The organism is Sulfurimonas aquatica (assembly GCF_017357825.1).
Lineage (GTDB): Bacteria > Campylobacterota > Campylobacteria > Campylobacterales > Sulfurimonadaceae > Sulfurimonas > Sulfurimonas aquatica.
The window spans coordinates 1,458,171-1,472,585 of the sequence record NZ_CP046072.1; the positions used below are offsets into that span (position 1 = coordinate 1,458,171).

General features: G+C 33.3%; 11 protein-coding genes and 2 tRNA genes. 6 read left to right on the forward strand and 7 right to left on the reverse strand.

The annotated features are described in order from the left end of the window. The 7 genes from GJV85_RS07100 to GJV85_RS07130 form a co-directional block, all read right to left on the reverse strand. Positions 1-372 (reverse strand): diacylglycerol kinase, encoded by a 372-nt coding sequence (locus GJV85_RS07100; RefSeq protein ID WP_207560698.1) that lies wholly within the window; start codon positions 370-372, stop codon positions 1-3. Continuing rightward, positions 359-2,185 (reverse strand): MFS transporter, encoded by a 1,827-nt coding sequence (locus GJV85_RS07105; protein ID WP_207560699.1) that lies wholly within the window; start codon positions 2,183-2,185, stop codon positions 359-361. Before GJV85_RS07105 ends, GJV85_RS07100 begins: the two co-directional genes overlap by 14 nt. 154 nt (positions 2,186-2,339) lie before the next feature. Then, on the reverse strand, positions 2,340-3,422 hold the full coding sequence (locus tag GJV85_RS07110) for an HlyD family secretion protein (protein ID WP_207560700.1): 1,083 nt from the start codon (positions 3,420-3,422) through the stop codon (positions 2,340-2,342). Positions 3,423-3,434: 12 nt separating this feature from the next. Further along, positions 3,435-6,455 (reverse strand): peptidase domain-containing ABC transporter, encoded by a 3,021-nt coding sequence (locus GJV85_RS07115; protein ID WP_207560701.1) that lies wholly within the window; start codon positions 6,453-6,455, stop codon positions 3,435-3,437. Next, positions 6,452-7,861 (reverse strand): TolC family protein, encoded by a 1,410-nt coding sequence (locus GJV85_RS07120; RefSeq protein ID WP_207560702.1) that lies wholly within the window; start codon positions 7,859-7,861, stop codon positions 6,452-6,454. The genes GJV85_RS07115 and GJV85_RS07120 overlap by 4 nt, the downstream gene beginning before the upstream one ends. A gap of 19 nt (positions 7,862-7,880) precedes the next feature. Beyond that, entirely contained in the window at positions 7,881-8,600 is a 720-nt protein-coding gene (locus tag GJV85_RS07125) for a DUF695 domain-containing protein (protein ID WP_207560703.1), read from the reverse strand. Between the two features lie 14 nt (positions 8,601-8,614). Further along, a complete protein-coding gene (locus GJV85_RS07130; protein WP_207560704.1) occupies positions 8,615-9,643 on the reverse strand; it encodes a bifunctional 3,4-dihydroxy-2-butanone 4-phosphate synthase/GTP cyclohydrolase II in 1,029 nt (342 codons plus the stop codon). A 157-nt stretch (positions 9,644-9,800) separates the two neighbouring features. Between GJV85_RS07130 and GJV85_RS07135 the strand changes: the two genes are divergently transcribed. From GJV85_RS07135 to GJV85_RS07160, 6 genes are all read left to right on the forward strand, one after another. Continuing rightward, positions 9,801-9,877, forward strand: a tRNA-Met gene (locus tag GJV85_RS07135). Between the two features lie 28 nt (positions 9,878-9,905). Next, positions 9,906-9,980: transfer RNA gene (locus tag GJV85_RS07140), tRNA-Gln, on the forward strand. Positions 9,981-10,159: 179 nt separating this feature from the next. Continuing rightward, the gene (locus GJV85_RS07145; protein ID WP_207560705.1) at positions 10,160-10,390 is read left to right on the forward strand and encodes a hypothetical protein; all 231 of its coding nucleotides are present in this window, start codon (positions 10,160-10,162) and stop codon (positions 10,388-10,390) included. Positions 10,391-10,500: 110 nt separating this feature from the next. Beyond that, positions 10,501-11,316: an MlaA family lipoprotein gene (locus GJV85_RS07150; protein WP_242689763.1), complete on the forward strand. Its 816-nt coding sequence runs from the start codon at positions 10,501-10,503 to the stop codon at positions 11,314-11,316. Between the two features lie 2 nt (positions 11,317-11,318). Next, positions 11,319-11,912: a Tgt2/MlaC family protein gene (locus GJV85_RS07155; RefSeq protein ID WP_207560706.1), complete on the forward strand. Its 594-nt coding sequence runs from the start codon at positions 11,319-11,321 to the stop codon at positions 11,910-11,912. A gap of 5 nt (positions 11,913-11,917) precedes the next feature. After that, entirely contained in the window at positions 11,918-14,404 is a 2,487-nt protein-coding gene (locus GJV85_RS07160) for an efflux RND transporter permease subunit (protein ID WP_207560707.1), read from the forward strand. Positions 14,405-14,415 lie beyond the last annotated feature (11 nt).

Consider the following 14,415-nt stretch of genomic DNA (forward strand, 5'->3'; position numbering starts at 1 on the left):
CTAAACTAGTTCAAACGCCACACATAAAACAGCCACCCAGATAAGTCCAGTGAGTATGAGACTTAAAAGTACCATAGTCGCTGAGACGTCCTTAGCCTGCTTGGCAAGTATATGGTAATCCATCGTCACTAAATCCACAACTCTCTCAATAGCGGAGTTTGCAGCCTCAGCGATAAGAAGAATAAAAAGTGATAGAAAAAGTATGCTAGAGTGCACAAAACTTATAGGAAGTTGCCAAGCGACTACTCCCATCACAACAAAAAGTAAAAGCTGAAGTTTAAATGAACTCTCATTTTTCACCATGTCCACAAAACCTTCAAGCGCATACATTCCATTTTTAAAAAGCGAATATTTTGGTTTATTTAGTTTCATATTTTTCCTTCATCTTATTAATAATTTCTCTCATCTCATCCGCTTTTGTCTCTTTACTGACTGACTTTCCAAAGTAAACATTAACTATGCGGCGTTTAAGAAAAACCTTTTTTAAATCTTGCTCTTTGTACTTTGAAAAGCTACTCCCAAACATTCCATCTATAAAGACGGGGACGATTACGCCATCATAGCTCTTATCTATAAGCTCATACCCAGAATAAAACTTCCCCAACTCAGCTGATTTGCTTATTTGTCCCTCAGGGAAGATACAAACAACTTTTTTATCTTGAAGTCTTTGGCTTGCCTCTTTAAACGCGTCTTTTGAAGCACGAGGAGAGAGAGGTATCACATCTCCTTTTTTAAAGAAATAGTTAAAGCCTCTCCATTCATATATATCTTTATCCATCATAAAGTTTATATGTCTAGCAATTGAGAGCTGTATGATAATCCAATCAAGCCAACTAACGTGATTACTTATGAGTAGAACTGCGCCCTTTGAGGGAATGTTTTCAAGCCCTATGTAGTTATATCTATGGCGAAGAATTGAGACAGATCTCATTACACTCCAAAAAGTATCTACAAAGTAGAGTATTACTAACTTATAACTCAAGTAAACGCCAACCATACCCATAAGATAAAAAAGAACCTCGGAGTTCATCCCGTAGTAGGCAAAGATAGTTGTAAGAATTAAAAATGAAACCATAAAAATATTTTGTATAAAATTATTACCGGCTAGCACCGTTCCTAAATGGATACGAGATGACAGTATCTGAATGCGAGCATTAAGTGGCACCATCAAAAAACCTGAAAAAACTCCAAACAGAGTAAACATAAAGGCCATGATAGGCATCGACTTTACAAAGGGAATGAAGAACACAAGGAGAGTTATACCGACTGAACCAACAGCAGTAAGGCCCATGTTTATACTCTCTTTTGATAACTTTGCCGCCAAAATTGAGCCTATGACTATACCTACGCCTGCAAGAGCCATAACGCCTTGGACAAATATAGTGTTTGTAATTCCAAGTTCGCTCTTAGCGTACTCTCCAAAAATAGCAAGTACCACTTGAGAGATAGACCAAAAAAGACTCAGAGCGATGATGGCTTCAAATACCTCGCTTTTTCGCGTTACAGCTTTGAGGTTTTTAAGTAAATACTCGCCTCGTAAGTATTTGTTTGCCTGAAATCTCTTAGCGCTTGGTTTAAGCATCTTGTTTGGAAGTTTAGAAGCGAGATACCACTCTATTATGGAGCTTATAACAAGTAACCATCCTATAGGTGCTATGGCTTTTAAGATCTCTGATTCATTTACAAGCTCCGGAGAATACATCCCCTCAAATAAAACAGTATAAAAAATGATTCCACCTAAAATAGCTACGGTTGTTGTCGCTTGAATTGCCGCGTTTCCACTGCTAATGTATTTTGTACCTACCAACTCTTTTATATATCCATATTTCGCAGGTCCATATATAGCGCTTTGAAGTGCCAGTAAAAAGGTCATACTAAATGCGAGTAAAAAGTAGCCATTATAGTAAGAGTACGTTATACCTAGCGTTATAAATACGGCAAATGCGGAAGAGTGTTTTAAGATACTGTTTTTAGCAAACTTATCCGCTAAAAAACCAGAGGGAGAAAATACTAATATAAAAGGGAGAAGCACAAGAGCGTTAACGATGGCCGTCAGTACTATCTGCATATCTCCATCGTAGACTTTAAAGATGGTGTTTTGGATGATGATTTTATGACCAAGATCAGTAAAAGCATTTAAAAAGATAACTACGATGTAGTTAATAACCCCTACTAGTTTAAACATCTTCTTCTTTTGCTAGAGTAGTGTTCCAGCCCTTCATGTTTACTTTAGGTCTTTTATTAACTATAATCCACATACTATCCATTAAATACCTTTTCTTTTTGACATTATACCAACAGAACCTCAAAAGTAGGATTACTAATTATCACAGTAATTTTTATTTTGCCATGCCTCGTAAATAGTCTAACAAATAAATTATAATTCTTTTTCGTGCAACAACAATTTCTGCATGAAGAGTTTGACCAATAATTAAAGGTTTATTCTTTATTTTTATATCATTTTTATCAAGCTTAACCGTTGTCTCATAAACAAACTCACCTAAAGAGTTTAACTTACTTGTTGCACTCACATAAGTTAGTTTTCCTTTCCATACGCCAAACTGCTTGTACGGATATGCATCTATCTTTAGCCTTACATCCTGCCCCAGGATTACATTCGTCATTTTTGATGTAGGAATCTCTACATTAGCTATCATATCCTCATTTTTAGGTACTATGACAAAAACGGGTAGATTATTTTTAATGCTCATATTTTCTCCCCAACTCTGAGCCAACGCCACAATTCCATCTACTGGCGAATATATTGCATCATTTTTATCCTGATGCATTCCTATATTCCCTCGTTTAGCATTTGAAAGTGTTATGTTATTTCTGCTCATTTTATTATCAGCTTCTATAGTTAAAATTTTAGATTTAATCTCATTTAATTTAATAAGATATTTATTCTTTACAATAACTAAATTTGCACTAGCACTCGCAAGTTCATCCTTAGCTTTTAAGTATTTAATTTTTGTAATAAAACCTTCGCTAAAAAGGTTTTCTGAGAGTTTTTTTTGTTCTTTAGCACGGATGAGTGTTTGCTCAGCTGAAAATATCTCAATTTCACTAGATTTTTCAATACTTCGATACTCACTTTGTAAGAGATTGTATAAGACTTTAGAGTTTTCTAAATTAGTGTTTATTTCTGCAATTTCGTTAGTACTTATGGTTGCTAATATTTGACCTTTTTTAACTTCCTCACCTTTTTTGATAAATATTTCAAGTAAAACTCCATTTGAATCAACATATATATCTTTTTGTCCATTGACCGTACTTATTACCCCTGTACCTTTAGCTACAATATTAATGGTTGTAAACCATGATAGACTTAAAGCAAATATCATTAAGAATAAAAACGAATAGAATGCTCCACGGGCTAATATATGGGGTCTATTTAATAAAAACTGTTGTGTTTGGCTCATTATATTTTACCTTTATGACAATTCGATCTGTTTTGCGCTTAAATAAAAATAATAGCCTCTATCCGCTATTAAGTCTAAATGTTTTCCACTCTCAACTACAGTTCCTTCATCCATAACTACAATTTTGTCTGCATCTCTAATTAAAGATGATTTGTGCGTTATGATAAACATAGTTCTACCAAAACCAATGGTTTTTAGATTATCTTTGAAGGTCTGCTCAGTCTCACTATCAAGATCATTTGTTGGCTCATCCATAATAAGTATTGGAGGGTTTGAAACTAAGGCTCTTGCAATTGCGATCAACCTCTTTTCACCACCTGATAGACCCATACCTTTTTCACCAACTTGACTGTCATATCCTTTTGGCATATTAATGATAAAATCATGCGCTCCAGCTAGTGTTGCAGCTTCAACAACCTGAGCAAGAGTCGCATTTTGCATTCCTATACTAATATTACTGCGAATTGTTCCCATAAATAAGTTTGTATCTTGAAAAACGACACCAATGTGCGACCTTAGAGAGGCTAACTTTACTTGTGATATATCTTTATTATCAAGAAAGATTGTTCCTTTATCTGGATTAAAACTTCTTGTTAGAAGATTAATTAGCGTCGACTTTCCACTTCCTATTCTTCCCAATATTGCTACATACTCACCATGTTCTACCTGCAAGTTAAAATTAGAAATAATTTTTTTACTATCTTTTTCATATGAAAAAGATACATTTTTAAATTCAACATCAGCCTTGCTTAGATATAGATCAGGTTTCTTTTTATCATTTAATCCTGATTCTGATTCGACGGAATAAATTTTATTTAAGCCTGATGAGAGATCATCTGCTGCATATATTTCGTTATAAATTTGTATGATGTTTCCCAGTGGCGTTAGTGCCAACATTGCTATCATATTAAACGCCAGTGCCTCACCTATACTAATCTCGTTAGAGAGAGCCAACATAGAAGCATAGCCTAGCACAACTGCAATTGTTAGTGTTTTCATAGCAGTAATTGCCGAGTTTGAAACTGAGTTTATTGTTATAGATTTGTTAAGGTTTCTCAGTTTATTGATAAACATCTCTTCCCAAATCTTTTTATTAAAATTTGCCGCATTAAATGTTTTAATAACTGAGATATTATTGATAGATTCAATAGTATGAGGGTCAGTGGAAGCATTCCTAGATAGTGTTTTTGGTAAATACTGCCTAGCATAATATGTGGCCGTAAATACCGCGCCACCAAATATCAAAACAAAACCACTAAATATAAGAAAGAGTTTAATATTTCCTATCGCAAGTGCAAAAGTAAATGCTAATGCCGTTATTCCATCTATGAGAACAATAAAAATAACCTGAGATAAGTGCCTCTCAACAACCCTACCATCTTCTAAACTTGACATTATTTGACCAGTATTTCTATTGTGAAAATAGGAGAGTGGTAAGGATATAAGATGAGAGTAGGCCCTTCCTAAAATCTCTACTTGTAGTTTACTTGAGAGAAAAAACTGAAGATAACTACGTAGTGCGTTCAATAGTCCTGTAAATATAGCCACAACAATTAAAGAGACCATAATAACTATGAGCATATTCTCATTATTTTGTACAAGTACGTCATCTATTAAAATTCTAATAAAAATTGGTGGTAAAAGACTTAATATAGATATAAATAAACTAATTGTTAAAATCTCAGCTAATATCTTTTTATATGGAAGTAGTGTCTCTAAAAATGAATGTAATGTAATCTTTTTATTCTCATTGCTATTTTTTGATGGTTTATCAACTAACATTACCTCCCCATCATAAAACTTTTTAAATACATTCTTATGAAGATTTAAAAAACCTTTTGAGGGGTCAATAACTTTATATATATTTTTTTCAAAACCATACACAATAATGGATATATCGTTTAGCTTGGTAATAAAAGGCTCTTTTATCTTTTTTAATGCAGAGTACTTTAAATTAATTGCCGTTGCATTCATAAACGCTACATCATTAAAAATATCTTCTAAAAGTGAATAATCAATTCGGTTTATATAGTCATGTACATAGTCTCTATCAACCTTAACGCCATAGTATGACATCAACATTAAGGCACATGCGCTCATTGATGATAGTGGAGTGTTTGCTGTTATTAAATTGAATCCATCAAGACCTTCATTAATCTCTTCTTCTTGGATATTTCCTACCCTGCTCTTTTCTAAGCTTTTTTGTAAAAAAGCGTCTTTGGGAACTCCTGAGGCCTTATACATTTCAATAATATTGTTAATTTTCGAGGATAGTGCGGGATTTGAATTAATCATGTGTTTAAAATGATCTTTATCAATTGAAACTAATTGCGTATCACCTAAACATTTAATTGTCGCTGCACGAGGAGTATCTGATATTAAAGCCATTTCCCCAAAAAATTTGCCGGCAACGAGTGTTGTCAACACAACGTCATTTCCATTGATATTTTTTGATACTTCTACAGCTCCAGCAGCTATTATATAAAACTTATCCCCTTCCTCACCTTCTGAAAATACAATCTCTCCATCACTACGGATATTTTCATAATTAAGTTCAAAAAGCCAGTTCGAAGTCTCTTTGGCAGTCAGTGATCCAAATGATCCAAAGTTTTTAAAAAATGCCTGTAGTGCTTGGTTGCCCGAATAGACTTGCAAAAAATTCTCAAACTCTTGATTTTGAATACACAAGGTTTTAAAATCATCATAACTTAGTTTTGCCAGAACTACATCGCCTATTGCAACAATATCATGAGTTTTAACCTCTTTTTCTAAGATGGCATTTTCACCAAAGTAATTACCACGTCGATAAGTAGCTATAGTCTTCGTTCGTGCTCCATCACGCATGACTACGTTTGCTTTACCACTATAGACTACATATAAATCTTTGTTTGTCTCTTCTTCATGTAAAATAGGTTCTCCATGTGAGAAAAATTCAAGACTAAACTTCTCAGAGAGTGATACCAGTATTTCTTCATCTAAGAAACCAAATATTTGACTATTTTTAAGAAGTTCTATCAATCCTGCATTATTCATCTAAGTTCACTTATATCAATATTTAAAAACTCTGGTGTACTTGCAACTGCATTATAGTAAGTAGCAAAGTAGCGCATCATACTTGCTTCATATTCCAATAGTTTAATTTGGCGTTTAGTTAACTCTTTCATATTATCTAAGTAGTTTTTCATCGTAGTCAAACCTAGCTCTAATTTTTTATCTTCATTTTTTATAATGCTCTTTTGGATATCCACACTCTGCTTCGCTACAAAAAGCAGTTCTTTTATATATTTGATATTAGCTATTGCTTTTGTAATTTCACTTTTTAAATAAAATTTAATTCTATTTTCATTCGCTTTATATTCTAATTCCGAAAGTCTACCTTTACCTAAATCTGATTTAATCACAGAGTTATCAATAGACATAGAAAACTGTAAGCCTACTCCAAATACATTGTGATTATCTTTATATGGGCTCAAAGAGTTATCACTTATGCTAGGATTATGTGTTTCAAAACCAACATCTAAACTCAAAGAGGGCAACATCTGATTTTCATAAAAACTGTTCATTTGCTTTAAGCTCTCCACATTGATATTATTGATCAATACCATCGGATGATTGTCAATATATCTCTCTTTATCTTCTGAATATTTAACATCATATTCAAAAGGCCTATCAGACAACTCAATATCAATATTTTGCAAACCAATTACTTCTAGGAACTCTAACTTTGCCACTTCTAGACTACGCTTACTATCCGCTACAAGCGTAAATGAATCAGCTCTAGAAGCCTTAATGTCAAGAAGCAATGCCTTAGCAAATCCACCTAATTCTACCATTCTCTCTTTTTGCTTTAGTAACTCCTCAATCAAAGAAAGAGAAAATAGTTCAAGAGTATACTTCTGCTGTGCTTCAAAGAGATTCCAATATGCAATTTGTACTTTATATAAAATAAGTAGTGTAGCCTCTAATAGCTTATACTTTTCACTTTGTAACATTTTTTTTGAAATACTGATGTGAGTATTATTTACAGTCGTACCAAAGTTTCTTAATAAGTTTTGCGAAAGAGACAGCCCAAGGGAAGAGTCAAACCTTGGAGTTGAAGAGCTAAGAGTAAAGGGAGGATTACTATCTATAATATCTTTTTGATACTGTATGCTTATGTCTGTTCCAAATGAGTTATACTTTGATAGTTCAATATTATAATTAGTGCTATCTGAAGTAAATTGTATTGCGGATTTGTCTTGAGTAAAGTTTACAGAAGATTCTAAAGATAGGTCAAACCGGCCCTCTTCTTTTAAAATATTAAATGAAGACTTTTTTGGACCATACGAAGAAACGATTAAATCTCTATTTTTACTTAAAGCGCTTTTTATAGCCTGTTCTAGTGAGAGAGTTTGTCCATAGCTGTATAAAAAAATAACCAAGAAAGAAATTAATCTCATTTATTTTATAATTTCCTTCTTAATTAATCTTATCAGCTAAAGTAGTACTCCAACCCTCATAATAACCTTGACACTCTTTTACTTTTTCAAACAGTGCTTCTACTACAACTTTAACGTCTTCGCTTCTAACGCCATGCTCTTTTACAAGTGCAACACCATTTTCAAACTCTTCACTACTAATGTCGTCTTTAAATGTAAAACCTTCTAAATCAAGAGTGTTAATAAATCTGTTTTTTTGAGTAGGCACGTCAAACGATACGTAATGCTCAACAATGCGAGGTACTTCAAGTTCATCACCCTCTTCTTCTAAAAGAAAGATAATCTTTTCACTTTGAATATGGCACTCTTCAAGTTCAGTTGGCGTTAGGTTTTTATGATGAAAGTCCCATCTACCATCTTTTACAACGCTACTCTCATAAACATAATTACTTGGCGTTAAAACGCTTGAGACTTGCGCGTCTAAAGATTTGGAGTCCTTTGCATAGAAGTAAAGTTCACTCCATCCATCAACAACTCTACTACCAACGTATTTGGCTTTTTCTTCATGCTCTAGAAGAATGATTAGACTCTCTTTTGTCTCTAAAAACTCTTCAAACTGAGGTGCGTTTTCATCGCTTGCGTCAAACTTTATAAAAACGCTAAAAAGCCAAGGGTAACTCTTGGAGTAGCCAAAAGCGTTCATATCAACTTCTATACTTACTAAACTACCATCTTCTAATCTTTGGAAAAATTCTCTCATATGCTCTCTATTATTTATATATCTATTACTTCATTAACTTCTAAACCAAAACCACTAAGTCCGACAAAGTCCGTATGCTTAAGCGAAGTAATCAGATTCATTTTTGATATACCAAATGATTTTATTATCTGCGCTCCAATTCCAAACTCTTTAGGCGCAGAGTTGTCTTGATGGTTTGTCTTATTTATAAAGACCAATATTCCACTGTTTATCTTTAAGTACTCTATGGATTTTACTAGATTATTATACTTGTCTTGATTTAAGAGAAGCTCTATATCTGGTATAACATTGTGTACTCTTACGTTTGCAAGTTCTCCAGCGGAGTAAAACTCTATAGCGGTATGTTCTATCTTGTCATGATCTTCAAACACGTGGCGTTTAACTTTTACTCCAAAAAACTCTATTTCCTCAACGCTCTTTTCATTTACAAGTCTCTCATTTGCTAAACGATACTCAACAATATCGGAGATAAAAACAGTTTTAAGATTATGCTCTTCACCAAAGATGTCTAAGTCGTCTCTGCGAGCCATTGTTCCGTCTTCTTTAATGATTTCACATATAACGCCAGCTTCGCTCAGACCCGCTAAACGACAAATATCTACAGAGCCTTCAGTATGTCCCGTTCGAACAAGTGTACCACCGTCTTTAGCTATAAGTGGGAAAATATGCCCAGGTTTTACAAGGTCGTCTGCGTGAGAGATGGGATTTGCAAGTATTTTTATCGTATCGTCTCTCTCGCCTGCCGAGATGCCAGTTAAAGCGTTTTTCGCATCTACTGAAACTGTAAACGCTGTCTCATATGAAGACGTATTTGAGCTAACCATTGGATTAAGCTCAAGTCTAGAAGATATGCTTTTTCCTATTGCTACACAGATAAGACCTCGCGCATGCATAGCCATAAAGTTAACATGAGCGGGAGAACTAAATGCCGCAGCATATACAAGGTCTCCCTCATTTTCTCTATCCTCATCATCTACCATGATGATCATATTGCCCTTTTTAATCTCTTCAATCGCTTCTAATACTCTTTGTATAGGTGTCATAACTACTCTTCTTAAATATTTTGTTTTTATTATATATAAATTATGATTAAAAAGAGGTCAAAGGATTTTTTTAAAATTTAGGACTGAAACTCTTGACAATAAAAAACATTTTGTCTATAATTTCGGCTCACAAACACACAGCGGTTTGTTTAAATAACGCGGAATAGAGCAGTTCGGTAGCTCGTCGGGCTCATAACCCGAAGGTCACAGGTTCAAATCCTGTTTCCGCAACCAATTTTCAAAACTTAATCTACAATAATGTTGGGGTATCGCCAAGCGGTAAGGCACCAGTTTTTGGTACTGGCATTCGGGGGTTCGAATCCCTCTACCCCATCCACCCAACAATCTCAAAAAATATTTAATTTTTACACAATTTAACAATTATGTCATAAAGAAACTACCCTACTTATTTCTCAAGCCTACTATTAACTACAGCTAAAATAGTTTTTTTTAATAACATTTAAGCAACTAGTATATAAAATAATATAATTTAAATTTATATTATAAAGGTCTGTTTTGAATTTAATAAAGCCAAAGCCGAATCAAAGATATGTTAATATCATGATTGTCACATATGGTGTAGCATTTTTTTCACTAATGTACATTTTTTCATATGCATTTATTTTTAATGATGTTAGCAATGGTTCAAGCCGTGCTATGAAAAAAAAATTTTGTCAAGAAAATCCTGATAAGTGCAGAGTAAAACCTAAAAGAAATGAGCTAAATATCCGTCCACTCAACCAATAAATACATTTTTCAACTTGCTATCTTTTTAAGGGGTTTTCAAGCCTTATATCTATAAACTCATCAGACTAAAAGTTAATTATGATTTACAGACATAAAAACGAGGGTAGAGATTGAGATTTATTGGTTTTATATTTTTTATATTTATAGCTTTTTATTTTCAAGGATGTAGTGCTAAAAACACTCTACACCCTAGTGAAATGTTTAACCAGCAAGAAGAACCATTAAGCTCAGATGAAATAGAAAGTAATCTTGAAGACGAAGAACTATTTGAAGAATTTGCAGATGAAACTGATATAGAAGAGATTTACGATCCATTTATGAGATACAACGAGGTAATGACTACTTTTAATGATGTCGTTTTCGAGAACTTTTTCAACCCTCTAGCAAAAGGTTATAAATATGTCATACACCAAGAGATAAGGGAAAGTGTAAATAACTTTTTTCATAATATACTTTTTCTACCAAGGTTTGCAAACAACATACTTCAGGCTAAATTTAAAAATGCTACTGAGGAAACTGGCAGATTTGTCATAAATTCTACAATCGGTGTTCTAGGATTATTTGACGTAGCAAAGAGTCAATTTAACCTAGAAAAGCATGAAGAGGACTTTGGTCAAACTCTTGGCTTCTATGGCGTGGGAAGTGGACCACACATAGTACTCCCGATTTTAGGACCATCTAATCTAAGGGATATGCTCAGTCTCTTTCCAGATGCACTACTAAGCCCTATCAACTATGATAAAAGTGTTTGTTATACTATAACAGATACTTGGCCAGAGTATATAGCGGTGAGTGCATATAATGAAATAAATAGTTTATCACTAAATCTTGGTGAGTATGAAAAATTAAAAAAAGACGCTATAACTTTATACCCTTTCTTAAGAGATGTGTATGAACAACATAGGGTTAAACAGATAGAGGAATAAAAATGTTAAAAAGACTTTTACTAATATGCACTGTTTTGTTATTTACACAGAACTTGGCAGCGAATGATCAAACTGATTTAAAAAATCATTTTTTAAAGATGATAGATGAAGTTACTCTTATTATTGGAGATAACTCTTTAAATAAGAGCATAAGAAACAAGAAAATCATTGACGTCTTAACACCGACATTTGACTTTGAGTTAATGGCTAAGCTTAGTTTGGGTAAATCTTGGAAAAAGTTAAACTCTCAAGATAAACAACAGTTTGTTGAACTATATGTAAAACGAATGGAGAAGTCATACTCTTCAAAAATCGATGTATATAGCGGTGAAAAAGTAGAAATAAAAAAGATAGAGCAGGCAAAAAGAAACAGAATAGCATTAGTAACAGACCTTATAAGTAACGATGAGAATCTGGAAATAGTATATAAGTTTCATAAACCAAAAGAAAAAATAAAAGGTAAAGATAAATGGCTTATCTACGATGTAGAGATTTTGGGCGTAAGCATACTTAAAACAGACAAGGCCCAATTTAGAGAGTATTTAAAAGAACATGGCATATCTGGACTATTGACTAAGTTAGAGCAAACCCTCTAAATCATATGCTAAAAAATCTATACCATAGATATCTACTAAAATATCCAATATTTTTTCTATCTATAGTTGGTATATTCTTCTTAGTAATGATTACGTTTGCACTCAAGCTCGAGATAGATGCTAGTGCAGAGACTTTACTACTTCAAGATGATAAAGATTTACAATACTCTAGAGAAGTTTCTAAGCGATTTGAAGCACCAGACTTTCTTGTTGTAACATACACTATTGAAGATGATCTGTTAAGCCAAGAAAACATTGCAAATATAAAAAGTTTGAGCCAAGAGATTCAAACACTTGAAATCGTAGAGTCTATAAACTCTATAATTAACGTACCACTACTACAAAGCCCGCCCAGACCAATTAAAGAGCTACTTAAAAACATACCAACGCTGCAATCGCAAAACATTGATAAACAATTAGCAAAACATGAGTTCTTAAACAGCACCATATATAAAGAGAATCTAGTTAGTCCAGACTTTAAAACAACCGCCCTATCCCTAAATCTAAAAAGAGATGATAAGTATTTTACTCTTATGCAAAATAGAGATAAGTTTATAGAACTACAAAAGCAAAAAATTTTAAGTGAAGAAGAAAAAGAGAGTTTTAAAGATGCTTCACTAAAGCTAAAAAAATATAGAGACTTCATAAGAGAAAAAAACCATAACTCAATAGTAAAAATCAGATCCATATTGGAGAATTTTCAACTTCAACATAATGAGGTCAAACTTCACTTAGGTGGAGTGGATATGATTGCTGATGACATGGTCAGCTTTGTAAAGTATGATTTAAGAACTTTTGGATTTGTAATTGTCCTATTGCTCGTAGTGGTTTTATATATACTTCTTAAAAAAATGCGATGGGTGGCGATAGCACTTTCTATATGTGTCGTTTCTCTTATCGTAACAAGTGGTTTTTTAGGTCTTTTTGGATGGGAAATTACTATCGTATCCTCTAACTTCATCTCACTGCAGTTAATAATGAACATGTCACTAGTAGTTCATCTCATTGTCAAATATAAAGAACTATATTTTAAACATCCTAGTGAGTCACAAAAAAATCTAATAATAAACTCAACTACCTCAATGCTTAAACCATCATTTTTTGTCGTGATTACTACTATGGCTGGTTTTAGTTCTTTAGTATTTAGCAATATATTACCAATTATAAACTTTGGATGGATGATGAGCGTCGGGATAGTTGTATCGCTAATCACGACTTTTATATTGTTTCCAATACTACTAATATTTTTCAAGAAACATGAAGTTGGAGACTCTACTAAGAATGACGCTCTATTTACCTCTAAAATAGCCCATATTGCTTACAACTATAAAAAGAGCATACTAGGAATGACTGTAGCTGTAGTTCTATTTTCACTAACGGGTGCATATCAACTAAAGGTTGAAAATAGTTTTATAGACTACTTCAAGCAAGATACGCAAATATATCAGGGCATGGCAGTTATAGATAGAAAACTTGGCGGTACAACACCACTTGATATTATATTAACTTTTAAAGAAGATAGTGAAACTCTAGAGCCTAAGGCAGATACAGAAGAGGAGTCATATGATGAACTAGATGAGTTTCTTGATGAATTTGAAGAGAGTGAAAGTGATAAAGAACGCTATTGGTTTACGCAGACGAAGATGCAAAAAATAAAAGAAGTTCATGAGTACTTAGATTCACTAGAGCCTATAGGAAAAGTGTTGTCTTTAGCTACCGTTAGTGAAACCTTAAAAACACTAAATGATGGTAAAGAAGCGGATGGTTTAACATTAGCGCTTTTATATAAAGAGTTGCCTCAGGAGTTTAAAAAGATAATACTATCGCCTTATGTAGATATTCAAAACAATCAGGTAAGAATAAGCACAAGATTAATTGATTCAATGCCAGATTTACAAAGAGATCAACTACTCAAAAAAATTGATAAAGATCTTCAAGAGATACTCAATCCAAAGTACGTAGAGTACAAGATGTCAAATATTTTAGTTATGTATAACAATATGCTTCAATCACTTTTTGATTCGCAAATAAAGACTATTGGCATCGTTCTCATACTACTCTTTGTAATGTTCCTAATCCTCTTTAGAAGCCTAAAAGTAGCCACTATCGCGATAATAGTAAACAGCATCCCAGTAAGCGTTATTTTTGGATTTATGGGATGGATTAATATCCCGCTAGATATGATGACTATTACAATTGCGGCTATTAGCATAGGGATTGCAGTTGATGACACCATACACTATATTCATAGATTTACTTTAGAGTATAAACAAAGCAATAATATTAAAACGTCTATTTTTAATTCGCATGCGAGTATAGGAACGGCGATGTTTTATACCTCGAGCATCATTATGATTGGATTTTCCATTCTTGTGCTATCGAACTTTATCCCAACTATCTATTTTGGCTTACTAACTATGCTAGCAATGTTTATGGCAATTGCGTCAGACCTTTTGCTTCTGCCTGTTTTACTTCTCTTATTCGGCATTTAACTCACCAAAAG